General features: G+C 66.6%; 22 protein-coding genes. 20 read left to right on the top strand and 2 right to left on the bottom strand.

All coding sequences use genetic code 11. From position 1 onward, the window contains the following. Nucleotides 1–23 precede the first annotated feature (23 nt). The 8 genes from LPA35_RS08680 (at nt 24) to otnI (ending at nt 8540) form a co-directional block, all read left to right on the top strand. Nucleotides 24–1106, top strand: coding sequence for a patatin-like phospholipase family protein (locus tag LPA35_RS08680; protein ID WP_228896498.1), 1083 nt, complete (start codon nt 24–26; stop codon nt 1104–1106). Between the two features lie 109 nt (nt 1107–1215). Beyond that, nucleotides 1216–1995 carry a FadR/GntR family transcriptional regulator gene (locus LPA35_RS08675; RefSeq protein WP_055394854.1) on the top strand — a complete coding sequence of 260 codons (780 nt, stop codon included), beginning with the start codon at nt 1216–1218 and terminating at the stop codon, nt 1993–1995. 308 nt (nt 1996–2303) lie between these two features. Further along, the gene (locus tag LPA35_RS08670) at nt 2304–3671 is read left to right on the top strand and encodes a GntP family transporter (RefSeq protein ID WP_228896496.1); all 1368 of its coding nucleotides are present in this window, start codon (nt 2304–2306) and stop codon (nt 3669–3671) included. A 37-nt stretch (nt 3672–3708) separates the two neighbouring features. Beyond that, nucleotides 3709–4620 (top strand): L-threonate dehydrogenase, encoded by a 912-nt coding sequence (gene ltnD / locus LPA35_RS08665; RefSeq protein WP_228896495.1) that lies wholly within the window; start codon nt 3709–3711, stop codon nt 4618–4620. Then, entirely contained in the window at nt 4617–5888 is a 1272-nt protein-coding gene (otnK, locus tag LPA35_RS08660; RefSeq protein WP_228896493.1) for a 3-oxo-tetronate kinase, read from the top strand. Before ltnD ends, otnK begins: the two co-directional genes overlap by 4 nt. 17 nt (nt 5889–5905) lie before the next feature. Further along, on the top strand, nt 5906–6595 hold the full coding sequence (locus LPA35_RS08655) for an aldolase (RefSeq protein WP_228896818.1): 690 nt from the start codon (nt 5906–5908) through the stop codon (nt 6593–6595). A gap of 56 nt (nt 6596–6651) precedes the next feature. Continuing rightward, the gene (locus tag LPA35_RS08650; RefSeq protein WP_228896491.1) at nt 6652–7719 is read left to right on the top strand and encodes an alpha/beta fold hydrolase; all 1068 of its coding nucleotides are present in this window, start codon (nt 6652–6654) and stop codon (nt 7717–7719) included. A gap of 23 nt (nt 7720–7742) precedes the next feature. After that, nucleotides 7743–8540 (top strand): 2-oxo-tetronate isomerase, encoded by a 798-nt coding sequence (otnI, locus tag LPA35_RS08645; protein ID WP_228896489.1) that lies wholly within the window; start codon nt 7743–7745, stop codon nt 8538–8540. Nucleotides 8541–8570: 30 nt separating this feature from the next. Here the strand turns inward: otnI and LPA35_RS08640 are convergent, their stop codons facing one another. Further along, a complete protein-coding gene (locus LPA35_RS08640; protein ID WP_228896487.1) occupies nt 8571–9569 on the bottom strand; it encodes an isopenicillin N synthase family oxygenase in 999 nt (332 codons plus the stop codon). A gap of 434 nt (nt 9570–10003) precedes the next feature. Between LPA35_RS08640 and LPA35_RS08635 the strand changes: the two genes are divergently transcribed. From LPA35_RS08635 to LPA35_RS08585, 11 genes are all read left to right on the top strand, one after another. Beyond that, a complete protein-coding gene (locus tag LPA35_RS08635) occupies nt 10004–10531 on the top strand; it encodes a nucleoside deaminase (protein WP_228896485.1) in 528 nt (175 codons plus the stop codon). Between the two features lie 78 nt (nt 10532–10609). Further along, on the top strand, nt 10610–11266 hold the full coding sequence (locus LPA35_RS08630; RefSeq protein ID WP_218300432.1) for a TetR/AcrR family transcriptional regulator: 657 nt from the start codon (nt 10610–10612) through the stop codon (nt 11264–11266). A gap of 189 nt (nt 11267–11455) precedes the next feature. Then, a complete protein-coding gene (locus LPA35_RS08625; protein WP_228896484.1) occupies nt 11456–11758 on the top strand; it encodes a 2Fe-2S iron-sulfur cluster binding domain-containing protein in 303 nt (100 codons plus the stop codon). Nucleotides 11759–11790: 32 nt separating this feature from the next. Beyond that, nucleotides 11791–12378, top strand: coding sequence for an NAD(P)H-dependent oxidoreductase (locus LPA35_RS08620; RefSeq protein ID WP_044398955.1), 588 nt, complete (start codon nt 11791–11793; stop codon nt 12376–12378). A gap of 23 nt (nt 12379–12401) precedes the next feature. Then, nucleotides 12402–13721, top strand: a complete 1320-nt coding sequence (locus LPA35_RS08615; RefSeq protein WP_228896481.1) for an amidohydrolase family protein — start codon at nt 12402–12404, stop codon at nt 13719–13721. Next, nucleotides 13718–14182 (top strand): RidA family protein, encoded by a 465-nt coding sequence (locus LPA35_RS08610; protein WP_121943611.1) that lies wholly within the window; start codon nt 13718–13720, stop codon nt 14180–14182. Before LPA35_RS08615 ends, LPA35_RS08610 begins: the two co-directional genes overlap by 4 nt. 29 nt (nt 14183–14211) lie before the next feature. Then, nucleotides 14212–15075: a creatininase family protein gene (locus LPA35_RS08605; protein WP_228896479.1), complete on the top strand. Its 864-nt coding sequence runs from the start codon at nt 14212–14214 to the stop codon at nt 15073–15075. 75 nt (nt 15076–15150) lie between these two features. Further along, nucleotides 15151–16149, top strand: coding sequence for an ABC transporter substrate-binding protein (locus LPA35_RS08600; protein ID WP_228896478.1), 999 nt, complete (start codon nt 15151–15153; stop codon nt 16147–16149). Nucleotides 16150–16345: 196 nt separating this feature from the next. Beyond that, nucleotides 16346–17176, top strand: a complete 831-nt coding sequence (locus tag LPA35_RS08595) for an ABC transporter ATP-binding protein (RefSeq protein ID WP_228896476.1) — start codon at nt 16346–16348, stop codon at nt 17174–17176. Further along, nucleotides 17173–18093 (top strand): ABC transporter permease, encoded by a 921-nt coding sequence (locus tag LPA35_RS08590; RefSeq protein WP_370641382.1) that lies wholly within the window; start codon nt 17173–17175, stop codon nt 18091–18093. The genes LPA35_RS08595 and LPA35_RS08590 overlap by 4 nt, the downstream gene beginning before the upstream one ends. 101 nt (nt 18094–18194) lie before the next feature. Continuing rightward, nucleotides 18195–19580: an FAD-binding oxidoreductase gene (locus LPA35_RS08585; RefSeq protein WP_228896474.1), complete on the top strand. Its 1386-nt coding sequence runs from the start codon at nt 18195–18197 to the stop codon at nt 19578–19580. Between the two features lie 171 nt (nt 19581–19751). Here the strand turns inward: LPA35_RS08585 and LPA35_RS08580 are convergent, their stop codons facing one another. Beyond that, nucleotides 19752–20474 (bottom strand): alpha/beta fold hydrolase, encoded by a 723-nt coding sequence (locus LPA35_RS08580; RefSeq protein ID WP_121505597.1) that lies wholly within the window; start codon nt 20472–20474, stop codon nt 19752–19754. A gap of 159 nt (nt 20475–20633) precedes the next feature. Between LPA35_RS08580 and LPA35_RS08575 the strand changes: the two genes are divergently transcribed. Beyond that, entirely contained in the window at nt 20634–24131 is a 3498-nt protein-coding gene (locus LPA35_RS08575) for a DUF2126 domain-containing protein (RefSeq protein ID WP_228896473.1), read from the top strand. The last annotated feature ends 55 nt before the right edge of the window (nt 24132–24186 follow it).

Raw genomic sequence — 24186 nt, 5'->3', positions numbered from 1 at the left:
CCGTTGACCGCAGGACTCCTGGCATGCACCTGACCGCCCTTTTCCACCCCATCGCGGCGTTTGCAGCGCCCCCCGTCATCCGGATCGCCATCGTCACGGCGGCGACCCTCTGGCTGGCGGCATGCGGCAGCACCAGCACCGCCCCCGCGCGCGCCGACGATTCCCCCAGCGCGCCGCTGGCGACATCTACCCCCGCCCCCATCCGCATCGGCATCGCCCTGGGCGGCGGCGCCGCCAAGGGGTTTGCGCACATCGGCGTGATCAAGATGCTGGAAGCCAACGGCTTCGCGCCCGCTGTGGTCTCTGGCACCAGCGCAGGCAGCGTGGTCGGTGCGCTGTATGCCAGCGGCATGAATGCGTTCGAAATGCAGGAAAAGGCTGTGGCGCTGGACGAAGCCAAGATCCGCGACCTGCAGCTGTCGTCCGGCGGCCTGGTGCTGGGCCAGAAGCTCGAAGACTATGTGAACGAGCAGGTGCGCCGCAAGCCGCTGGAGCAGATGGCCAAACCGTTTGTGGTGGTGGCAACGCGCCTCGAAGATGGCGAGCGCACGGTGTTTGCACGCGGCAACACGGGGCAGGCGGTACGTGCATCGAGCAGCGTTCCCGGCGTGTTCCAGCCCGTCACCATCGGCAAATACCATTTTGTGGACGGCGGCATCGTGAGCCCGGTGCCGGTGGACGCCGCGCGCCAGCTGGGTGCGGACATCGTGATTGCGGTGGATATCTCCAACAAGGCCCGGGGTCAGACACCGGGCAACATGCTGGGCGCGCTCAACCAGTCGATTGCCATCATGGGCCAGAAGCTGGGCCAGGCCGAGCTGGCGCGGGCCGACGTGATCGTGCGCCCGCAGGTGCTGGACATCGGCGCCGCCGACTTCAGCCAGCGCGCCAACGCCATCGTGGAAGGCGAGAAGGCCGCGCTGGCCGTGATGCCGCAAATCCGCGAGCGTGTGGCCCAGCTCCAGGCCGAACGCAGCAAGGCGGCGGCGCAGGCCCAGCAGAAGGCGGCGGAGGCGCAGTACCAGGCCTGTCTGGACAACCGCAGCCGGCTGCAGAAGCTGGCGGGCCTCGCCAAACTGGACGACTCCTGCCCGGCGCCCAAGTAGCGCGGCAAACAAACGATTCCGGCGCAGTGCCCTTCGGGTAAAGTCACCTGCGCCCCGGCCTGCCCGCACATCCCGGCACCGACTTCACGCCCCACTGCCCGCCCCGCCCATGTCTTCGCCGTTCTCCGCCGTCAAACCCAGCGCCAAGCTCTCCGACCAGGTGGCCAGCGCGCTGGAGGCCGAGATCCGTGCGGGCCGCATCCAGGCGTCCGACAAGCTGCCCACCGAGGCGGTGCTGGCGCAGCAGTTTCAGGTCAGCCGCACGGTGGTGCGCGAGGCCATCTCGCGCCTCAAGTCGCTGGGGCTCGTGGACTCGCGGCAGGGTAGCGGCGTGTATGTGCTCGCGCCGGGCATCGAGCCGCTGCAGTTCGATGTGCCCCTTGCCGCATCGCGCGAGGCGGTGATGCAGATCGTGGAAGTGCGCCGTGCGCTGGAGGCCGAGGTGGCCGAGCTGGCAGCCCTGCGTCGCACCGATGAAGACATTGCCGCCATCCGCGCCGCCATGCAGCACATTGCCGACGCCGTGCGCGCAGGCCGCGACGGGGTAGAGGAAGACGTGCTGTTCCACCGCGCCATCGCCCAGGCGGCAGGCAACCCGTTCATGATCAGCACGCTGGACTATCTGGCGCAGTTTCTCAAGGGCGCCACCCGCGTGACCCGCGCCAACGAGGCGCGGCGCGCCGACTTTGCCGACGCCGTGACCCATGAGCACACGCAGATCGTGCTGGCCATCGAGGCAGGCGATGCAGTAGCTGCCCGCGCTGCGGCGGCGCAGCACATGAAGAACGCACTGGCCCGCATCGAACAGGCCGACCTGGCCTTCTGGGCCCAGGACGGCGCGCGGCTGGCACAGCCGCTGGTGGCGGCATCCGGTCCACTGGTCTTCTGACCTTGTTGGCCGCCCTGCGGCGCGGGGACCTTGAGGCGGGAAAAGGTCTCTCCGAATTGCTATTAAATCAATAGCTATTAGCGCTTAACAGATAAGCGCTAGATAGCAAAAAACCTTGTAAACACGAGCGTAGCGCCCGCCGCAGATGGCTACCGCTTCGGGTTAACCCGAAGCGGAATAGAACGCGGTAATTTGTATGATAACCATATAAACACATCAATCAAGGTGCCGACAGGAGCTGCAAATCGGCCGCTTGCACTGACCCGTTGCTCCGTCTGCCACCCTTCCATCCCGGAGATATCCCTCACATGTCCACCCTCGCACTTCTCGGAATCGGCGCCGGCAGCATTGCCCTGCTTCTGTTGCTCATCATCCGTTGGCAAGTCCACGCCTTCGTGGCCATGATGCTCGTGAGCTTTCTCGTCGCCTTCGCCACGGGCATGCCCATCGGCGACATCATCAGCACGCTGATTGCGGGCATGGGCGGCACGCTGGGTTCGGTCGCCATCCTGGTGGCGCTGGGTTCCATGCTGGGACGGATGATCGAGGTCTCGGGCGGCGCAGCCAGCCTGGCCAACCGCTTCACGCAGCTGCTGGGGCCCACGCGGGTGCCCACGGCCCTCACGGCCGCCGCGCTGGTGCTGGCCATCCCGGTGTTTTTTGATGTGGGCTTCATCATCCTGGTGCCCATCGTCTACGGCTTTTGCAAGGCGGCGGGGGTCAACCCCATCAAATTCGGCCTGCCCGTAGCGGGCATCATGCTGGCCGCGCACGTGGTGGTGCCACCGCACCCCGGCATCGTCGGAGGGGCGGCCATCGTCAAGGGCGACATTGGCTGGATCACCATCATCGGCCTGGCCATCTGCATCCCGCTGGCGGCGCTGTCCCAGGTCGTGTCGGGGTGGCTCAACCGCAAGGGCTACCCCATGCTGCCCACCACGGCAGAGCAGTTTGCGGCCTTTGGCAACAGCGAAGACAGCACCGCGTCCAAGGCCCGCAGCGCACCGGGCGTGGGCACAATCATGGCGCTCATCCTGATCCCACTGGCCCTCATCATGGCAGGCACCACCGGCGCCACCCTGCTGCCCAAGGGCGACAGCCTGCGCAACGTGCTGGGCTTCATCGGCTCGCCCATCTTTGCGCTGATGGTGGCCGTGGGCCTGGCCATGTTTCTGCTGGGCCGCAACCAGGGCTGGAACCGTGAACGCACCAACGCCATCATGGAATCCGCCCTGCCCCCTGCCGCCACCGTGATCCTGGTGACGGGCGCGGGCGGCGTGTTTGCCAAGGTGCTCACCGCCAGCGGCATTGGCGCCGCACTGTCGCAGAGCCTCACGGCCACGCACCTGCCGCTCATCCTGCTGGCGTTCATCATCTCTTTGGCGCTGCGCGCAGCACAGGGCTCGGCCACCGTGGCCATCATCACCACCTGCGGCCTGCTGGCCGATGCGATGACAGGTGGCGGGTATTCCCCCTTGCAAGTGGCGCTGCTCACGGTTGCCATCGGCTTTGGCAGCCTCGGGCTGTCGCACGTCAACGATTCGGGCTTCTGGATCGTGACCCGCTACCTGGGCCTGAGCGTGGGTGATGGCCTGCGCACCTGGACCGTACTGACCACCGTGCTGGGCCTGGCGGGTTTTGCACTCACGGCTTTGCTTTGGGTGCTGGTGGCCTGAACGCCCCCTTTTTGAATTTCTTTGAAGGACTGACAACATGACAAAACCCACCGTCGGCATCATCGGCCTGGGCGCCATGGGCGCTGGCATTGCCAAGACCCTGCGCAACAACGGCTTCACCATCCACGTCTGCGACGTGCGCCCCGGCGTGGCCGATGCCTTTGTGGCCGATGGCGGGACGGCCCACGCCACCACCGCCGCACTGGCAGCGGTGAGTGATGTGGTGGTATCGGTGGTGGTCAACGCCGCGCAGACCGAGAGCGTGCTATTTGGCGACGATGGCAAGGGCGGTGCAGCCAGCACCATGCGCCCCGGCAGCACCTTTGTGATGTGCTCCACCGTGGACCCCAACTGGTCCGTGGCGATGGAAGCGCGCCTGAACGCCCTGGGCCTGCACTATGTGGACGCCCCCATCTCCGGCGGCGCAGCCAAGGCTGCCTCGGGCCAGATGACCATGATGACCTCGGCCAAGCCCGAGGCCTATGCCGCAGCGGGCGCCGTGCTCGACGGCATGGCCGGCAAGGTGTACCGCCTGGGCGACAAGGCGGGTGCGGGCAGCAAGGTCAAGATCATCAACCAGCTGCTGGCCGGTGTGCACATTGCCGTGGCCGCCGAAGCCATGGCCCTGGGCCTGCGCGAAGGCGTGGAAGCAAGCTCCTTGTATGAAGTGATCACGAACAGCGCGGGCAACAGCTGGATGTTTGAAAACCGCATGGCCCATGTGCTGGCGGGCGACTACACGCCGCTGTCGGCCGTCGATATCTTCGTGAAGGACCTGGGCCTGGTGCTGGACACCGCACGCGCCAGCAAATTTCCCCTGCCGCTGGCGGCCACTGCGCACCAGATGTTCATGCAAGCCTCCACCGCAGGCTTTGCCAAGGAAGATGACAGCGCCGTGATCAAGATCTTCCCTGGCATCACGTTGCCCGAAGGAAAGGAGAAGGCATGACACGCGCGTTGCTGGGCTGCATTGCCGACGACTTCACGGGCGCGACCGACCTGGCCAACAACCTCGTGCGCGCAGGCATGCGCGTGGTGCAGGCCATGGGCGTGCCCACCGCACCGCTCGACGCCGAGGCAGACGCCATTGTGGTCGCGCTCAAGTCGCGCACCATTCCCAAAGACGAGGCCATCGCCCAGTCCCTGGCCGCGCTGCAATGGCTGAAAGCGCAAGGCGCCGAGCAGATCTACTTCAAATACTGCTCCACCTTTGACAGCACGGCCGAAGGCAACATCGGCCCCGTGACCGATGCGCTGATGCAGGCCCTGGGCACCGACTTCACCATCGCCACGCCCGCCTTCCCCGACAACAAGCGCACCGTGTTCAAGGGTTACCTGTTTGTGGGCGATGTGCTGCTGAACGAGAGCGGCATGCAAAACCACCCGCTCACGCCCATGACCGACCCCAACCTGGTGCGCGTGCTGCAAGCGCAGACGGCCAGCCGCGTGGGCCTGATCGACCACAGCGTGGTCGCACAGGGCGAGGCTGCCATCCGCGCGCGCATCGACCAACTCAAGGCCGAGGGTGTGCGCATGGCCGTGGTCGATGCGGTGTCCAACGCCGACCTGCTGCGCCTGGGCCCTGCGCTCAAGGGCATGCCGCTGGTGACGGCCGGCTCGGGCGTGGCCATTGGCCTGCCGGGCAACTTTGGCGTGGCTCCCAGCAACGAGGCCGCCCGCCTGCCCGCAGCGCAAGGGCTGCAGGCCATCGTTTCGGGCAGCTGCTCGGTGGCGACCAACCAGCAGGTGATGGATTTCATCAAGGCAGGCAAGCCAGCCCTGGCCATCGACCCGCTGCGCATCGCCGCAGGCGTGGACGTGGCCGCCGAAGCGCTGGCATGGGCGGAAGGCCACATGGGCCAGGGGCCGGTGCTGGTGTATTCCACCGCCGAGCCCTCGGCCGTGCGCGCCATTCAGGGCAAGCTGGGTTCCGAGAAAGCCGGTGCCATGGTGGAAGACACCATTGCCGCCATTGCACGCGGCCTGGTGCAGCGCGGTGTGCGCCAACTCATCGTGGCAGGTGGTGAAACCTCCGGTGCCTGCGTGCAGGCCCTGGGCATCACGCAAATGCGCATTGGCGCGCAGATCGACCCCGGCGTGCCGTGGTGCCATGCCGTGGCCCCCGACGCCAAGGACGGTCTGCACATCACGCTGAAGTCGGGCAATTTCGGCAGCACCGACTTTTTTACCAAGGCTTTTGCACAATTGTTGGCATGACCTCTACCCCCGCCTTCATGGATGAGCCACAAGCCCGCGATGAGATCTGCCGCGTGGGCCGCAGCCTGTTTGAGCGGGGCTATGTGCATGCCACCGCAGGCAACATCAGCGTGCGCCTGGCCGACGGCTACCTCATCACCCCCACCGATGCCTGCCTGGGCACGCTGCAGCCCGAGCGGCTGGCGCGTCTGGACGCCCAAGGCCAGCAGGTGGCGGGCGACCGGGCCAGCAAGACCATTGCGCTGCACCGGCAGATTTACGAGGCCTCGGCTTCGACTGCGGCCCCGGCGCGCTGCGTGATCCACACCCACAGCACGCACCTGGTGGCCTGCTCGCTGCAAGCCGACACGTCTGCAGACGGCCGGTTGGCGCCCGACGCGCAATTGCTGCCTCCCGTCACGCCCTACTTCGTCATGAAGGTGGGCCGCGTGCCGCACATTCCCTACCACCGCCCCGGTGACGCCGCAGCGGCAGCGCAGGTGGCGCAGACCATCACCCGCTATGCCGCACAGGGCAGCCCCGTGCGTGCCGTGATGCTGGCGCGCCTGGGGCCCAACGTGTGGCACGACGCGCCTGCCGCCGCCATGGCCGTGCTGGAAGAGCTGGAAGAAACCGCGCGTCTGTGGATGCTGTGCCAGCCCCGCCCCACGCCGCTGACCGAGCCCCAGATCGAGGAGCTGCGCCAGAGCTTTGGTGCACACTGGTAACGGGCGGGCTGTGCCCATGGCGCGGGGACGAAAGAACACACACAAGGAGACAAACCATGACCCTTTCTTTCTGGCGCAAAGCCTTTGCCCCCGTGCTGCTGGGCGTGCTGGCCACAGGCGGCGCAACGGCTGCGGACTACCCCGCCCCCAAGCATGGCGAATGGGTCGTCAAGGACTTCCGCTTCCACACCGGCCAGACTTTGCCCGAACTCAAGCTGGCCTACTCCACCGTGGGCGAACCCACCGGAGAGCCGGTGCTGGTGCTGCATGGCACCAATGGCTCGGCAGAGAGCATGCTCACGCCCGGCTTTGCAGGCACGCTGTTTGGCCCCGGCCAGCCGCTGGATGCGCGCAAGCACTTCATCATCCTGCCGGACGCCATCGGCACCGGCCGCTCCAGCAAGCCGTCGGACGGCCTGCGCGCCGCGTTTCCGGCCTACAACTATGACGACATGGTGCAGGCCCAGTACCGCCTGCTGACCGAACACCTGGGCGTGCGCCATGTGCGCGCCATCATTGGCAACTCCATGGGCGGCATGCACACCTGGGCGTGGGCCCAGCGCTACCCCGACTTCATGGACATTGCCGTGCCCATGGCCTCGCTGCCCGCCGCCATGTCGGGCCGTAACTGGATGATGCGCCGCCTGCTGGTCGAAGCCATCCGCAACGACCCCGAATGGCAGGGCGGCAACTACACCCGCCAGCCCCGCAGCCTGCAACTTGCGTCGGTGTTCTTTGGCACGGGCACCGACGGGGGTAATCAAGGCTTGCAAAAGCTGGCCCCCAACCGCGCTGCAGCCGATGCGCTGGTGGAGCAGCGCCTCAAAGCCCCTTTCCGCGGCGATGCCAACGACCACATCTACCAGTGGGAAGCCTCGCGCGACTACGACCCCGAGCCCGGGCTGGAACGCATCACCGCGCGCGTGCTGGCCATCAACTCAGCAGACGATGAGCGCAACCCGCCCGAGCTGGGCGTGCTGGACAAAGCCATCGCCCGCATCCCGCACGCCCAGGCCTACGTGATCCCTGCCAGCGCCGACACCCTCGGCCACAGCACAGTGGGCCTGGCGCGCTTTTACCAAGACCGGCTGGCGCAGGTGCTCAACAGCGCACCGCGCCGCTGATCTTCTCTTTTCAGGAACATTTCATGCCCCGCTTTGCCGCCAACCTGTCCATGCTCTACAACGACGTGGACTTTCTCGACCGCTTTGCCGCCGCTGCCCGCGATGGCTTCAAGGCGGTGGAATACCTCTTCCCTTACGCCTACCCGGCGCAAGAACTGGCCACACGCCTGCAGGCCAACGGCCTGCAGCAAGTGCTGTTCAACGCCCCGCCCGGCAACTGGGACGCGGGCGAACGCGGGCTGGCCTGCCTGCCCGGACGCGAGGCCGAGTTCCGCGAAGGCATTGCCAAGGCGGTTGAATACGCCCAGGCGCTGCAGTGCCCCCGCATCCACGTGATGGCCGGGCTGGTGCCTCAGGGCGCTGACGCAGCCACCGTGCGCGCAACCTACATCGCCAATGTGCGCTACGCCGCCGAGCAGGCTGCACCCCATGGCATCCAGATCCTGCTGGAGCCCATCAATGGCCGCGACATGCCCGGCTTCTTCCTGAGACGCCAGGACCAGGCCCATGCGCTGATCGCAGAGATCGGCGCCGCCAACGTGAAGGTGCAGATGGACCTGTACCACTGCCAGATCATGGAAGGCGACCTGGCCATGAAGGTGCGCCAGTACCTGCCCACCGGCAACGTCGGCCACTTCCAGATTGCCGGTGTGCCCGAGCGCCACGAGCCCGATGTGGGCGAGATCAACTACACCTATCTCTTCAACCTGCTGGACAGCCTGGGCTACGACGGCTGGATCGGCTGCGAATACCGCCCCGCGCGCGGCACGGCAGCCCACGCCACCAGCGACGGGCTGGGGTGGCTCCAGCCCTGGCTGTAAGCCGCACGGCTACCGGCAGCCTACTCGCCATCAATACGCCTTGAAGTTCGCCGCCACCCGCTGGTTCAGGTAGTCACCCGCAGCAATCGCCGGGTACTTCTTGCCTGGCCCTTCGATGATGGCGTCGCGGTTGGCCTGGGCAAAGAAGGCGATGCTGTAGCGCGGCCCCATGTACTCGCCGGGCAGCGGGTTCTTCACACGGTGGAAGTTGCTGGGCAGCTGGTCGTCGCTCCAGCGCATCAGCATGTCCCCGATGTTGCAGGTGATGGCCTGCTCGTCGGGCTCCACCGAGGTCCAGGCCTGCGTGTCCATCTCCTTGCCGGGGCAGACCTGCAGACCGCCCTGGCCCTGGCGCTGAAAGAGCAGGGTCAGGCAGTCAAAGTCGGTATGGGCCCCGGCACGCCACAGACCCAGCCTGGCTTGTTGCTCGGGCGGGGTCGCAAAGTAGTGCAGCAGGCGCAAGGTGCTTTGGTAGCTGGCCTGTGCAGGGTCGTGCGCACGCGCAAAGAAGGCCTCGTCAAACCCCAGCTTCCACGCAAAACACGACAGCACCTGCATGGCCACCTGCCAGCACTGGCCCTCAAAGTTCAGCATGGTGGATTGAAAGCCCGCCAGCTCCTCGTCAGTGGGCCAGAGGCCCGCCATGTGCGGGCGGGTGATCTGGTACGACTCCTTCTGGTCCGGTGTGCCGGTGGAGGGGCGCACCTGCGCGCGGCTCTCCCAGCCCACGTTGAGCGCCTTCTTGAGCGGGTACTGCGCCTTCACGGCATGCGGCAGCGCAAAGAAGCGCTCGGTCATCGCGAAGGCGTTGTGCACCTCGGCCAGGTCAATGCCGTGGTTCACGATCTGGAAAAAGCCGACATCGACTGCGGCGTCCCACAGCTGGTCGGCAATCTCGGTCTTGCGCTGAGCAAAGTGGCTGAGGTCGATGCGGCGGATCTCGCGGCTCGCGGTTTCCGAGCCCATCGCGCCCATGCGCGTTTCTTTTTGCAGCTCAGCGAGGTCGTAGGTGGCGGTGGTGGTGGTCATGCAGTTCTCCTGAAGACAAGTGGAAGGAAGAAAGGCCCTCCCGCTGGGTGCTTCAAGAGTGGGTGGCACCGCCTGCGGCGGCCGTCCGTTCAACCCTTGAAGCCACGGTGTGCCAACGCACACCGCTGCGCACGCAGCGGGCTTCAAGAGCAATTTCCGACTGGCATCGCCTCGTGCAGGATGGCACAGGGGCAACGCAGTGAACGCTTCTACTCTCGCCAATAGCGATGCAAGAAGAATGCCCAAACCGCCTTGCATGTGTGCCAGCAAGCAGCCAGAGCGCTTGTGCACAGCGCGTCAAAAGCCATGCATACATGTCACTGATTGTGATTGGCATGCCAAATGCATAGCGCCCTGCACCACAACGGCGGGCGTGCAGACAGTCCGGCGTTGCACAACGACAGCAACTCACCCACCATCGACGGAGACACACCATGCACGCGCTCATGTCTGCACGCCCAGCCAGTTTTGACGACCCCACGCCCATCAACGACACCGACGGCACCTACCTGCGCCAGGCCATCGCGTGGTCGTGCACTGCCCGCGCGCGCGGCAACCGTCCGTTTGGTGCGGTGGTCATCAGTGCCGAAGGGCGCCTGCTGGCCGAGGCCTACTGCAACACCACCGAAACCGGCGACTGCACGGGCCATGCCGAAACCAACGCGGTGCGCCAGCTCAGCCCCCGCGTGGGCCGCGATGCACTGGCCAAGGCCACGCTGTACTCGTCGGCCGAGCCCTGCGTGATGTGCGCAGGTGCAATTTTCTGGTCTGGCATCGGTCGCGTGGTGTTTGGCATTGACGCCGTTCGCCTACGGGTCTATCGCGGCGAGCGAGCGGAACAACGCGATGCAGAGCTGTCCTGCCGCGATGTGTTCGCAGCATCGCCCCATTCCATCGAGTGCATTGGCCCCGCGCTGATCGAGGAGGCCAGCGTTCCCCACATCGGTTTCTGGAAAGCGTGAAGCGAGCAGTAGCGCGCAAAATCGCTATCTTCTACCTGTTGTCTCTTGCAAGCCGCGCATCCCGCACCCCGCCCGTCCATGACTGAAACCGAAACCGATGTCGCCTCGGGCGCACTCCTGGGCCGCGCCAAACAAGGGCGCGAGCGCATCCTCACCGCCATCCGCGAGGCGGCGGTTGCCGAGTTCAGCCGCCATGGGTTCAAAGGGGCATCCACCAAGGCCATTGCCGAGCGCGCGGGCCTGACCAAGCCCCAGCTGCACTACTACATCAGCAGCAAGGAAGAGCTGTATGAAGAGCTGCTGTACTCGGTGCTCAACGGCTGGTCGGGCGCCTTCATTTTCGACAGCAACAGCGACGATCCCAAGAAGGTGTTGAGCAGCTACGTGCGCAAGAAGCTCGACTACGCGCTGGACAACCCGGGCCTGTCGCGCATCTTCACCACCGAGGTGCTGGGCGGTGGGCGCAACCTGGGCAAATACTGGCCCGTGGCCGTCAAGTCCACCCAGCAGAAGGTGGACCTCATCAACCGCTGGATTGCCGAAGGCCGCATGCGCGCCGTCAACCCCACGCTGCTGCTCATGCAGATCTGGGGCATGACGCAGCACTACGCCGACTACGGCGTGCAGGTGCACATCATGCTGGGCCTGGCGCCCGACGAGCCCATCGACCGCGAGCCCATCGTGCGTGAACTCACCAGCTTTGTGCTGCTGGGCTGCGGCCTCGCACCAGACTAAGGCCCCCGCCCCATTCTGGGCATCCCTCGGGTGCCCGAGGGACGAGTCCCGGGAAATTTGCACCAGCGCGCGGCGTCAAAAGCCGCTTTCAGGCCGCGTTGATCCACCACAAAGACGTTTGACCGCTTTTTGTGGCTGGCACAGCCTTTGCAATAGTTTGACCAATCGATCAAATCACATGGTCAAACAATGCAGACAGCCCCTGACACCGCCGACGCCGCCCGCACAGAACATGCATTCGAGCTGATCCTGCAGAGCAGCCAGATGCGCTTGCCCGTCGCCCCCGGCGAGAGCATGGCCGATGTGCTGCAGCTCGCTGGCGTACCGCTGGAAACCCTGTGCGAGCAGGGTATGTGCGGCACCTGCGTGACCCGCTGGCTGGACGGCGAGCCCGACCACCGCGACAGCTGCCTGAGCGCTGCAGAGCAAGCCACCCACGTCGCCGTGTGCTGCGCGCGCAGCCACAGCGCCACGCTCACGCTGGACCTGTAGGCCCATCCCCAACAACCCGAAGGCCCCCTGCCATGCGCATCCTCGTGATCTATTGCCACCCGGTAGAGACCAGCTACAACGCAGCCCTGCACACCGAGGTGGTGCAGCAGCTGCGCGGCGCGGGCCATGAGGTGGACGACTGCGACCTGTACGCCGAGGGCTTCAACCCCGTGATGACACGCGAAGAGCGCCTGGGCTACCACGAGGTGCCCAGCAACCAGTTGCCCGTGCAGGGCTATGTGGACCGCCTGCTCTGGGCCGAAGCCGTGGTCTTCTGCTTTCCCACCTGGTGCTTTGGCATGCCGGCGATGCTCAAAGGATTTTTCGACCGCGTGCTCATGCCCGGAGTGGCCTTTGACATCAGCGACCCACACAACGTCAAGCCCTCGCTCACGCACATCAAGCGCATCTCGGCCGTGGTCACTTACGGGCGCCCGCGCTGGACGGCCCTGTTCATGGGCGACCCGCCGCGCAAGTCCATCACCCGCTACATGCGCCTGCTCACCGGCGGCAAGGCGCGGGTGGACTACCACGCCTACTACCACATGAACGTGGCCACACCGCCCCGGCTGGCGGCCTTCAAGGCCCGCGTGGGCCAGGCGATGGCGCGCTTTGCGTAAGACCACGTTCTAAGGGCCACAGCATGCACGCATCCAACACCCCCGACCACATCCTGCGCGCCCGGTTGCCGCGCTGGCTGCTGCCCGCCGCCTGGCCGCAGCAGGGCCACCAGCCCGCACTGGCCGACCTGCAGCTGGCCCAGGGCCGCATCGTGCAAGTGCTGCCCCACGGCACATCCCGTGCACCACATGGCGCGGTGTGGGACGTGGCGGGCGCGCTGCTGCTGCCCGGCCTGGTCGATGCGCACACCCACCTGGACAAGGCCTTCACCCTGCCGCGCCTGGGAGAGGTCAAACCCGGCCTGCTGGGCGCCATCGAGGCCATGATGGTGGACCGCCAGGGCTGGACCGAAGCAGACATCCACGCCCGCGCCAGCCGCGCGCTGCAATGGGCCTACGACGCAGGCACCGTGCACCTGCGCACCCACTGCGACTGGTGGGAGCCCGACGCGCAGCCACTGGCCTGGAACGTGTTGCGCGCACTGGCCCACGACTGGGCAGACCGCATCACGCTAGAGCGTGTGAGCCTGATCCCCTTGCACCTGTACGCAGACCGCAGCGCCGCCCTGCGGCTGGCCGCCACCGTGGCCACCAGCGGCCCCGGCGCATTGCTGGGCGGCTTTGTGCACTCCACCAACTGGGACCCGCAGGCGCTGCGCCACCTGTTTGAAGCCGCACAACACCACGGGCTGAACGTGGACCTGCATGTGGACGAAGAACTGCACCCCGGCGCACAGGGCTTGGCGACCACGGCCGCACTGCTCAAGGAGCTGGGTTTCGAAGGCCATGTGGTCTGCGGCCACACCTGCGCCCTGGCCGCACAGGACGAGGCCACGGCCCTCGCCACGCTCGATGCCGTGGCACAAAGCCCCATCACCCTGGTCACGCTGCCCATCACCAACCTGCTGCTGCAGGACGCCACCACCGGCCGCACGCCGCGCCAGCGGGGCCTGACGCTGGTGAAGGAGGCCGGTGCACGCGGCATCCCGGTGCTGGTCGCCAGCGACAACGTGCAAGACCCGTTCTGCCCCGTGGGCAGCTTTGACCCGCTGGAAGCCCTGGCCACGGGTGTGCTGGCGGCGCAGCTGGATGCACCTTTCGACCAATGGAGCGAATCGCTGTGCCGCGCCGACTGGCTGTGCACCGGCCGCACTGGCACCACGGCGCTGCCGCTGCAGCCTGGCACGGTGGCTGACCTGCTGGTCTTCACGCAGGCCGACCACTGGGGCTTTCCATCGCGCGCACAAAGCCGTGTGGTGCTGCGCCAGGGCCGCGTCGCCAGCGGGCATGCACCGGCTGCCTGGCATGTGCCAACCACCCAATCCGCAAGGAGCCTCGCATGAGCCCCACATCTGCGCCGGGCATCGCCCAGCCCCTGGCCCGCTACGCCGCATGGCGCCGCGCAGGCGACTTCATCTACCTGAGCGGGATCATTGCCGTGGACCCTGCCGCCAGCCGCATCGTGCGTGGCTACGACGACATCCCGCATGAGGCCGCCACGTTGATTGGCCGCACGGGCGAGTTCAGCAGCGACATCAAGGAGGGCCCCATCCTCGCGCAGAGCTGGTATGTGCTGGACCGCATTCGCCAGACCATTGAAGCGGCGGGCGGCCAGATGTCCGACGTGTTCAAGCTGGTGCAGTACTTCAAGAACCTGGACCACTTCCCGCAGTACAGCCGCGTGCGCAAGCTGTTCTTCCCCGGCGAGCCCCCTGCATCCACCGTGGTGGAAGTGAGCGGCATGTTGCCCACGCCCGACATCCTCATCGAGGTGGAGGCCACGGCCTACCTCCCTTTGCGCTGACAACAGCTTCCTTCACGAAAGAACCACCCATGCTGCACGGCTACAACCCGCCCCACCGCTACCTGCCTTACCTGAGCTGGACCGAGACCGCCGACCTGCCAGACAAGGAAAACACCGTCATCGTGCTGCCCACGGGCGCCACAGAGCAGCATGGCCCGCACCTGCCGTGTGCGGTGGACACGGTGATCAGCGCGGGGGTGGTGGGCCATGCACTGGCCCGCCTGCCGGCCGATGTGCCTGCGTTTGCGATGGCCCCCATCACCTACGGCAAGTCCGAAGAGCACCTGCACTTCCCCGGCACCGTCACGCTGAGCGGCGAGACCCTGCTGGCTACCATGAACGAGGTGGGCGAATCGGTGTACCGCGCAGGCTTTCGCAAGCTGCTGTTCGTCAACGGCCACGGCGGTCAGCCGCAGGTGATGGAGATGTGCGCGCGCGAGCTGCGCCTGCGCCATGGCGACTTCATCGTGGTGCCCAGCTTCACCTGGCGTGTGCCGCATGTGGCGGGCAAGTACCTGTCCGACACCGAAAAGAAGCTGGCGATGCACGCAGGCCACGCCGAGACCGCGTTGATGCTGGCGCTGGCCCCCGACACCGTGCACATGGAGCGTGCGGTAGTCAACTACCCGCCCGTTTTTGATTCGCCCCTGCTCTCACCCGACGGCCGCCCGGCCTGCGCCTGGAGTGCGCGCGACTTCGGCCCCAGCGGAATCATTGGCGACCCGCTGCCCGCCACGGCCGAACAGGGGCACGCCATCCTCGACTCGCTGGCCGTGAGCTGGGCCGCCGCCATTACCGAGCTGCATCGGTTGCAGTGGGCGCCACGCCCAGAGCCCACCTGGGGCCGCGCCAATCACACCGGCCACGTGGAGCACTCCAGCGCACTGGCCTGAAACCTGCGAACGCCACCGCAAAACCTTTTCGCCTTCCCCTTCGTTCCACCTCCACCACCCTACCGGAGTACCACCATGATGAAGACCGCCTCCCGCCTTTCCAAACTTGGTGCAGCCGCGCTGCTCGCTGTTGGTGCCGTCGGCACCATGCAGGCCCACGCGCAGGAAAAGTTCACCTACATGACCAACTGGTACGCGCAGGCCGAGCATGGCGGCTTCTACCAGGCGGTGGCCACGGGCCTGTACAAAAAGTACGGGCTGGATGTGACCATCAAGATGGGCGGCCCGCAGGTCAACATCGTGCAGATGATGGCCGCCGGCCAGGCCGAATGCGTGATGGGGTCGAGCGACCTGCAGATGATCCAGATGCGTGAAGGCGGCGTGCCCGTGGTCAACGTGGCGGCCGTGTTCCAGAAGGACCCGCAGGTGCTCATCGCGCACGAGGACGTGAAGAAATTCGAAGACCTCAAGGGCAAAACCATCCTGATCGCCTCGTCGGCCCAGCGCGGCTACTGGCCCTGGCTAAAGGCCAAGTACGGCTTCACCGACTCGCAGACGCGCCCCTACACCTTCAACATCCAGCCCTTCGTGGCCGACAAGAACACCGCGCAGCAGGGCTACCTGACATCCGAGCCGTTTGCGATTGCCAAGGCGGGCGTCAAGGCCAATACGCTGATGTTCAGCGACCAGGGCTACCCAGCGTACGCCACCACCATCTCGTGCATGGAAAAGACGGTGAAGGACCGCGGCGCCGCCGTGGCCTCGTTCGTGAAGGCATCGATGGAAGGCTGGAAGAGCTACCTGGCCGACCCTGCACCCGCCAACGCGCTCATCAAGAAGGACAACCCCAACATGACCGACGAGCAGCTCGCCTACAGCGTGGCCAAGCTCAAGGAAATGGGCATGGCCACGGGTGGTGACGCCGCCACCATGGGCATCGGCATCATGACCGACGCACGCGCCAAGGCCAGCTACGACTTCCTGGTGGACGCCAAGCTCATCGACCCTGCCAAGGTGAAGCTGGCCGAGACCTACACAACTTCGTTCGTCAAAGACCTCAAGGTTCTTCCTTGATCCCCCTGAGTCGCTTCGCGCCTTCCCCCAAGGGGGACAACGCCCTCGCTGCGGGGCGGCCCTTGCTCGGCGTTCGCTGGCTCGGGCCGCGCCAGTTTCCAGCGGCTGGAGCCAAGCCAAGCGCTACGACAGATAAGCCCCAACGCCCTGACACAGCGGCCAGCCTCCCCGGCCACATCCATCGAAAGGCACCACCATGTCCATTCCCGCTGCCTCGCCACCTCTGGCACCCGCGCCGCGCCCCACACCCGCCGTGGAGGTGCTCTCGGCCGAAAAAACCTACCCCAATGGCACCCAGGCCCTGCTGCCGGTGGACCTGACCATTGAGGAAGGCGAGTTCGTCACCCTGCTGGGCCCCTCGGGCTGCGGCAAGAGCACGCTGCTGAAAATGGTGGCAGGCCTGCTGGAGCCCACCGACGGCCGCCTGCACCTGTGGCGCAAGCCCGTGGCGCAGCTGGAAGAGAGCGGCAAGAAGATGGCGTTTGTCTTCCAGTCGCCCACGCTCATGCCCTGGGCCAGTGTGCAGACCAATGTGCGCCTGCCGCTCGACCTGGCGGGCGTGCCCCGCGCCGAGGCCGATGCGCGCGTGACCGAAGCGCTGGCGCTGGTGGGGTTGTCAAAGTTTGCCAACGCCCTGCCCCGTGCGCTGTCGGGCGGCATGCAGATGCGCGTGTCGATTGCGCGCGGCCTGGTCACCCAGCCTGACCTGCTGCTGATGGACGAGCCCTTTGGAGCACTGGACGAAATCACGCGCCACAAGCTCGACGCCGACCTGCTGGATCTGTGGCGCAAGAAGAAGCTCACCGTGATCTTTGTGACGCACTCGATCCACGAGGCGGTGTTCCTCTCCAGCCGCGTGGTCATGATGGCCGCGCGCCCGGGCCGCGTGGTCGAAGAGTTCCGCATCGACGCGCCCTACCCCCGCACGGCCGACTTCATGGTGTCGCCCGAATTCAGCCGCTACGCCAAGCTGCTGCAGGACAGCCTGCTGCGCGCCAGCGTGGACACCGAGGAGACCGTGGCATGAGCACCCCCTTCCCTTCCGCACCGATGGCGTCGCCCGTGGTCACCGCCCACCCCGCAGCCGCCCCGCGCTCAGCGCCTGCACCAGTCGCTGCCAAACCTGCCGCCAAGGCCACACCCAAACGCCCGCCGCTCATGGCCCAACCCCGCGTGCAGCGCGTGGTCTACCCCGTGCTGGTCGGCCTGGTGCTGATCGCGCTGTGGCAGGGGCTGGTCACGGCCATGGAGCTGCCACCCTACCTGGTGCCCTCGCCCATCCTGATGATGAAGACGCTGTTCACCGACTGGGCCGCCCTGGGCGGCTCGCTGTGGGTCACCGTCAAGATCACGGTGCTGGCCTTTGTGGTGGCCACCGTGGCGGGTGTGCTCATCTCGTTCCTGTTTGTGCAGAGCAAACGCATCGAGACCGCGCTCTTCCCCTACGCCGTGCTGCTGCAGGTCACGCCCATCGTGGCCGTGGCGCCGCTCATCATCATCTGGGTGAAGGACCCGACCGCGTCCATGGTGATCTGCGCCGCACTGGTCGCCCTGTTCCCCATCATCAGCAACACCACGCTGGGTTTGCGCAGCGTGGAGCCTGACCTGCAAAGCTACTTCCAGCTCAACCGCGCCACGCGGCTGCAGACGCTGCTGCGCCTGCGCATCCCGAGCGCGCTGCCCTACTTTTTTGGCGGGCTGCGCATTTCCAGCGGCCTGGCGCTCATCGGCGCCGTGGTGGCGGAGTTTGTGGCGGGCACCGGGGGCCAGGGTGCGGGGCTGGCGTACCAGATTCTGCAGGCCGGCTTTCAGCTCAACATCCCGCGCATGTTTGCTGCACTGCTGCTGATTTCGCTCACTGGCGTCGCCTTGTTCGTGCTGATGGCCTGGCTCACCCGTGTCGCCCTGGGCGGCTGGCACGCCAGCGAAACGTCGCACGACTAGCCCTTTCAACCCCATCGCCAACACACTGCGCGCAGCCACTGGCGCGCGGCAAGGGCTTCCTTTTGCCCAAAACGGCCACCAGCGGCCAAGGAGATACCGACATGACCACCACCGCCCATCAACTGCCCGACCTGCTGCCCGACCTCGACTGGATTGCTGACCCGCTGCGCGTGGGCCGCCTCTCACAGGACTTTGCCTGGTTCAGCCCCGTGCTCAAACGCGACCTGGCGGGCAAGCGCGGCGACATCGCCGTGCGCCCGCGCACCGAAGCAGAAATCCGGCAGGTGGTGGCCGCCTGCGCCAGTGCGGGCATTCCCCTCACCGTGCGCGGTAGCGGCACCGGCAACTACGGCCAGAGCACGCCACTGCACGGCGGCGTGATCCTGGACCTGTCGGGCTACAACGCATTTGGCTGGGTGCGCGGCGGTGTGGGCCGCGCGCAGTCGGGCATCCGGCTGGCAGACTTTGATGCGCAGGCCAAGCCCCATGGGCAAGAGCTGCGCTGGCTGCCCAGCACCTACCGCAGCGCCACGCTGGGCGGGCTGTTTGGCGGCGGCTTTGGGGGGGCAGGCTCCATCAACCACGGCCCGCTGGCCGCGCCTGGCAACGTGCTGGCCGTGCGTGCGATGACGGTGGAGCCCGAACCGCAGATCATCGAACTGCACGGCCCCGAAGCCATGCTGCTGCACCACACCTACGGCACCAACGGCATCGTGCTGGAGCTGGAAGTAGCCCTGGCCCCTGCCGTGGAGTGGACCGAATGCATCGCTACCTTCGACAAGTTTGACGACGCGCTGGAATTTGCCGACCGCTTTGGCAGCGCCCCCGGGCTGGAGAAAAAAGAGGTGTGTTTTCTGGCCGCACCCATCCCGCAATACTTCACCAGCCTGGCCGAGCACTTGCCCGCCGACCAGCACGCGGTGCTGATGCTGGTAGCCCCGCACTCCGAAGCCGGCATGCGCGATATGGTGGCTCAGCACGGCGGCCAGATTACCTACCGCAAGACCGCCGACGAAGTGGCCGGCAGCCACAAGACGCTGCTCGAATACACCTGGAACCACACCACCCTGCACGCCCTCAAGGTGGACAAGGGCCTGACTTACATCCAGAGCGGCTTCAACCCCATGCACCGCCTCAAGCAGGTGAAGGCGCTGGAGGCAGCGCTGAAGGGCGAGGTCATGATGCACCTGGAGTTCTTGCGCACCAAGGAAGGCGCCTTCAACTGCAGCGGCCTGCAGATCATCCGCTACACCACCGAAGAACGCCTGAACCAGATCATGCAGATCTACCGCGACCACGGCGTGCAGATCAACAACCCGCACGTGTACATCGTAGAAGACGGCAAGCAGAACCACCTGGACCCGGCCGTGGTGGGCATGAAGCGCCGCTTCGACCCGCAGGGCCTGCTCAACCCCGGCAAACTGCGCAGCTGGTATGCGGAAACACAACTGGCGCCCGAGACAAAGCCAGCGCGACAAACTGCCTGAGAGCGCCTCACAAACTTCCCTGGCGTCGTTGTCCCACCTTGCCGTACTCCTTGTACGGCCTGAGGCCGAACGCCTAGGGATGGCCGCTTCGCTGAGTTTTTTGAGCCGCTCTAAGTCCATCCCGCCCACCACTGCGCCCTCGTCCACAAGGCGAGAGGAAGGAAGCTCAGGTCAGATCCATCCGCTGCGCGCCAGCCACTGCACCAGCAGCCGTGTCACCGTTTCAGGTTGCTCCATGGTCAGCATGTGGCCGCTGTCCGGCAAGAGGTGGTGCTCAGCACCGGGCACCAGCGCCGCAATCTCAGCCGAACATTCGGGCGGCGTGAGCTGGTCAGCCTCGCCGCATACCACCAGCACCGGGCAGGCCACGCCGGGCAGGTGCTGGCGGGCATCGGGCCGATGGATGACGGCGCGGTTCTGGCGAACCAGGTGGGAGGCGCCTGCGTCCAGCACAAAGTCGAGATAGGCCTGCACCAGCTCAGGCCGCGTGGCGTTGTCAGGATGAAAGGCAAAGGCCACGTTGGGCTCGATCACTTCGCGCAGGCGGCCTTGTTCAAAGAGTTCGATAGCGGCTTCGCGCAGCGCCCGCATATCCGGCGTCTCGGGCCGCGCGGTGGTGCCCAGCAGCGCCAGCCCTGCCACACGCTGCGGCGCCTGGCGCGCGGCTTCCATGGCGATCATGCCGCCCATCGACGCACCGGCCAGCACCAGTGGCCCCGCGTGTTGTGCCAGCAGGCGTGCGGCAAAGTCTTCGATGCGGTGCAGGTTCACATCCTGGTGGGCGGTGGCGACCTCGGGGCGCAGCGCGGCGGGCAGCAGCGGCAGCACGCCGCGCCACATGCGTTCATCGGCGGCCAGGCCGGGGAGGAGCAGCAGTTGGGGGGATTGGGACATGGGTGAATCAGGGCATCACCAAGTTGGTGCGCAGTCAGAAAAACAGGCGGCCCCGGCAGCGGGGTACGGACCGCGCATTGTGAACAGCCGATGACCGCTTGTCACCGCCCCCGGAATAGTTGCCCGCGATGGCTCGGGACTTGCTAGCATGGCCTGCATATGCCCATCCACGCCGCGCTCCACCACGTCACGCATTACCAATACGACCGGCTGGTAGGCCTCGGGCCACAGACCATCCGATTGCGGCCCGCGCCCCACTGTCGCAGCAATGTGATTTCGTACTCGCTCAAGGTCGAGCCCGCGCAGCACTTCATCAACTGGCAGCAGGACCCGTTTGCCAACTACCAGGCGCGGCTGGTCTTCCCCGAGAAGACGCGCGAGTTCAAGGTCACGGTGGACCTGGTGGTGGAAATGGCGGTGTACAACCCCTTCGACTTCTTCCTGGAGCCCGAGGCCGAGAACATCCCGTTCAACTACAGCAGCGATGTGCAGCAGGAGCTGGCGCCCTACCTGGCTACCGACCCGATGACACCGCTGGTGCAGGCCTATCTGGACAAGGTGGACCGCAGCAAGCAGCGCACCATCGATTTCCTGGTCAAGCTCAACCAGCAGGTATCGCAAGACATCCGCTACCTGATCCGCATGGAACCCGGCGTGCAGACACCCGAGGAAACGCTGCAAAAAGCCAGCGGCTCGTGCCGCGACTCGGGCTGGCTGCTGGTGCAGCTGCTGCGCCACCTGGGGCTGGCGGCGCGGTTTGTGTCGGGCTACCTGATCCAGCTCACGCCGGACGTGAAGGCGCTGGACGGCCCCAGCGGCACCGACCACGACTTCACCGACCTGCACGCCTGGTGCGAGGTCTACCTGCCCGGCGCAGGCTGGATCGGCCTGGATGCCACCAGCGGCCTGATGGCGGGCGAGGGCCACATCCCGCTCGCTTGCACACCCCAGCCCTCGGGCGCCGCGCCGATTGAAGGCGGCGTGGACAAGGCCGAGGTGGAGTTCAGCCACGAGATGCGCGTGACGCGCATCTTTGAATCGCCCCGCGTGACCAAGCCCTACACCGAAGCCCAGTGGCGGGCCGTGCTGGCGCTGGGCGAGCGGGTGGACGCCGACCTGGTGGCGGGCGATGTGCGCCTGACCATGGGCGGCGAGCCCACCTTTGTGGCCGTGGGCGACCGCGACGCGCCGGAGTGGAACACCGACGCCCTGGGCCCCACCAAGCGCGGTTTTGCCACCGAGCTGGTGCACAAGCTGCGCGCCGAATACGGCCAGGGCGGCTTCCTGCACTTTGGCCAGGGCAAGTGGTACCCGGGCGAGCAGTTGCCGCGCTGGGCACTGTCGATCTGCTGGCGCGCCGACGGCCAGCCCGCGTGGCAGAACCCCGCGCTGTTTGCTGACGAACGCTACCCCTCGCACTACACCAGCGCCGATGCCGAACGTTTTGTGCGCCACCTCACGCGCAAGCTGGGCATCACCGACCGCTACATCCAGCCCGGTTATGAAGACACCTTCTACTACCTGTGGCGCGAGCGGCGCCTGCCGGTCAACGTGGACCCGTTTGACGCGCGCCTGGACGATGAGCTGGAGCGCGCACGCCTTCGCCGCGTGTTCGAGCAAAAACTCGACAGCGTGGTGGGCTACGTGCTGCCGCTGCAGGCAGGCGAAGGCGCTGGCACGCTGGTGGGCAGCGTGTGGAGCACCGGGCCGTGGTTCTTCCGCGATGACCGCATGCTGCTCATCCCCGGCGATTCGCCCATGGGCTACCGCCTGCCGCTGGACGCCCTGCCCTGGGTGAAGGCGTCGGACACCGATCACCTGATCGCGCAAGACCCGACTGCACCCCAGGGCCCGCTGGCCGCTGCCGCCACGCTGCGTGCGCGGTATTCCGTTCCAGCGGGCCCTGTCACCGGCGACCGCGACCTGCCCTACCTGGCGGGCGCCACCGCACCGGGCGAGGCACGCCGCATGGCGCAAGGCACTGCGGGCGGCGACCACGCGCGCCAGGCAGGGCAGCCCGACCCCCATGCGGGCGTGCAGCCCCCGGGCAAGTTCCAGTCGGCCGCAGGCCTGTCACGCACCGCCCTGTGCGTGGAGGTGCGCGACCCGCGCCGCGCCAGCGGCCCCAAGGCGGAGAAGGTGGGCGAGAAGTACGGCGTTTTGTACGTGTTCATGCCGCCCCTGGCACGCCTGGACGACTACCTGGACCTGCTGGCCGCCATCGAAGCCACGGCCGAAGAGCTGGGCATGAAGATCGTGCTCGAAGGCTACCCGCCCCCGCGCGACGCACGCCTGAAGGTGCTGGCAGTCACGCCCGACCCGGGCGTGATCGAAGTGAACATCCACCCCGCCAGCCATTGGAAGGAGCTGGTGCAGCACACCGAGTTTCTGTACCAGGCCGCGTGGGAGACGCGCCTGTCGGCCGAGAAGTTCATGACCGATGGCCGCCACACCGGCACCGGCGGCGGCAACCATTTTGTGATGGGCGGCGCCACACCGGCCGACTCGCCGTTCTTGCGCAAGCCCGAGCTGCTGGCCAGCCTGCTGCTGTACTGGCACAACCACCCCAGCCTGAGCTACCTGTTCAGCGGCCTGTTCATCGGCCCCACCAGCCAGTCGCCGCGCGTGGACGAGGCGCGCAACGACCAGCTGTATGAGCTGGAGATCGCACTGCGCGAGATCGAATCCAACCGCGCCCTGTACGGCCAGGACATGCCGCCCTGGCTGGTGGACCGCACGCTGCGCAACATCCTGGTGGACGTGACGGGCAATACCCACCGCAGCGAGTTTTCCATCGACAAGATGTTCTCGCCCGACAGCAGCACCGGTCGCCTGGGCCTGCTGGAGCTGCGCGCGTTCGAGATGCCGCCCCACGCCCACATGAGCGTGGTGCAGCAGCTGCTGCTGCGCGCCCTGATCGCCCGCTTCTGGAAGGCGCCCTACCGCGCGCCCGCCGCCCGCTGGGGCACCGAGCTGCACGACCGCTGGATGCTGCCCACCTTCATCCAGCAGGACATGCACGACGTGATGGCCGAGATGAACACTGCAGGCTACGCGTTCGACCCCGCCTGGTTTGCGCCACAGTTCGAATTCCGCTTCCCCATGGTCGGCACCGTCCAATCGATGGGCGTGGAGCTGACCCTGCGCAACGCGCTGGAACCCTGGCATGTGATGGGCGAGGAAGGCTCTGCGGGCGGCACCGTGCGCTATGTGGACTCGTCGCTGGAGCGCATCGAGGTGCGCGTGACGGGCATGAACGAAAGCCGCCATGTGGTCACCGTCAACGGCCAGCCGCTGCCGCTGCAAAGCACGGGCACGACCGGCGAATTTGTGGCCGGTGTGCGCTACAAGGCCTGGAACCCGCCCTCGGCCTTGCACCCGACCATTGGCGCCCATGCGCCGCTCACGTTCGACATCGTGGACACCTGGATGAACCGCTCGCTCGGCGGCTGCCAGTACCACGTGGCGCACCCGGGCGGGCGCAACTACGACACCTTCCCGGTCAACGCGTATGAGGCCGAAAGCCGCCGCCTGGCGCGCTTCTCGCGCATGGGCCACACGCCGGGCAGGCTGGCGGTGCCGCCTGCGACGATTGAGCTGCCGGGCAGCCGGGAGTTTCCGTTCACGCTGGATCTGCGGCGAAAGATGCGGAGGTAGGGAAGCCACCCCCTGAGTCGCCTGCGGCGCCTTCCCCCTTGAAGGGGGACGACGC

The organism is Acidovorax sp. Leaf73 (genome assembly GCF_916855635.1).
Taxonomy (GTDB): Bacteria; Pseudomonadota; Gammaproteobacteria; order Burkholderiales; family Burkholderiaceae_C; genus Acidovorax; species Acidovorax facilis.
This window is presented reverse-complemented; position numbering and strand designations above follow the sequence as displayed.

Coding starts and splice junctions, on each gene's coding strand:
- LPA35_RS08640 (WP_228896487.1), bottom strand. CDS start 9,569: ATGACCACCACCACCGCCACCTACGACCTCGCTGAGCTGCAAAAAGAA.
- LPA35_RS08675 (WP_055394854.1), top strand. CDS start 1,216: ATGTCTTCGCCGTTCTCCGCCGTCAAACCCAGCGCCAAGCTCTCCGAC.
- otnK (WP_228896493.1), top strand. CDS start 4,617: ATGACACGCGCGTTGCTGGGCTGCATTGCCGACGACTTCACGGGCGCG.
- LPA35_RS08625 (WP_228896484.1), top strand. CDS start 11,456: ATGCAGACAGCCCCTGACACCGCCGACGCCGCCCGCACAGAACATGCA.
- LPA35_RS08585 (WP_228896474.1), top strand. CDS start 18,195: ATGACCACCACCGCCCATCAACTGCCCGACCTGCTGCCCGACCTCGAC.
- LPA35_RS08650 (WP_228896491.1), top strand. CDS start 6,652: ATGACCCTTTCTTTCTGGCGCAAAGCCTTTGCCCCCGTGCTGCTGGGC.
- LPA35_RS08620 (WP_044398955.1), top strand. CDS start 11,791: ATGCGCATCCTCGTGATCTATTGCCACCCGGTAGAGACCAGCTACAAC.
- LPA35_RS08630 (WP_218300432.1), top strand. CDS start 10,610: ATGACTGAAACCGAAACCGATGTCGCCTCGGGCGCACTCCTGGGCCGC.
- LPA35_RS08605 (WP_228896479.1), top strand. CDS start 14,212: ATGCTGCACGGCTACAACCCGCCCCACCGCTACCTGCCTTACCTGAGC.
- LPA35_RS08680 (WP_228896498.1), top strand. CDS start 24: ATGCACCTGACCGCCCTTTTCCACCCCATCGCGGCGTTTGCAGCGCCC.
- LPA35_RS08575 (WP_228896473.1), top strand. CDS start 20,634: ATGCCCATCCACGCCGCGCTCCACCACGTCACGCATTACCAATACGAC.
- ltnD (WP_228896495.1), top strand. CDS start 3,709: ATGACAAAACCCACCGTCGGCATCATCGGCCTGGGCGCCATGGGCGCT.
- LPA35_RS08635 (WP_228896485.1), top strand. CDS start 10,004: ATGCACGCGCTCATGTCTGCACGCCCAGCCAGTTTTGACGACCCCACG.
- LPA35_RS08590 (WP_370641382.1), top strand. CDS start 17,173: ATGAGCACCCCCTTCCCTTCCGCACCGATGGCGTCGCCCGTGGTCACC.
- LPA35_RS08670 (WP_228896496.1), top strand. CDS start 2,304: ATGTCCACCCTCGCACTTCTCGGAATCGGCGCCGGCAGCATTGCCCTG.
- LPA35_RS08610 (WP_121943611.1), top strand. CDS start 13,718: ATGAGCCCCACATCTGCGCCGGGCATCGCCCAGCCCCTGGCCCGCTAC.
- LPA35_RS08615 (WP_228896481.1), top strand. CDS start 12,402: ATGCACGCATCCAACACCCCCGACCACATCCTGCGCGCCCGGTTGCCG.
- LPA35_RS08655 (WP_228896818.1), top strand. CDS start 5,906: ATGGATGAGCCACAAGCCCGCGATGAGATCTGCCGCGTGGGCCGCAGC.
- otnI (WP_228896489.1), top strand. CDS start 7,743: ATGCCCCGCTTTGCCGCCAACCTGTCCATGCTCTACAACGACGTGGAC.
- LPA35_RS08600 (WP_228896478.1), top strand. CDS start 15,151: ATGATGAAGACCGCCTCCCGCCTTTCCAAACTTGGTGCAGCCGCGCTG.
- LPA35_RS08580 (WP_121505597.1), bottom strand. CDS start 20,474: ATGTCCCAATCCCCCCAACTGCTGCTCCTCCCCGGCCTGGCCGCCGAT.
- LPA35_RS08595 (WP_228896476.1), top strand. CDS start 16,346: ATGTCCATTCCCGCTGCCTCGCCACCTCTGGCACCCGCGCCGCGCCCC.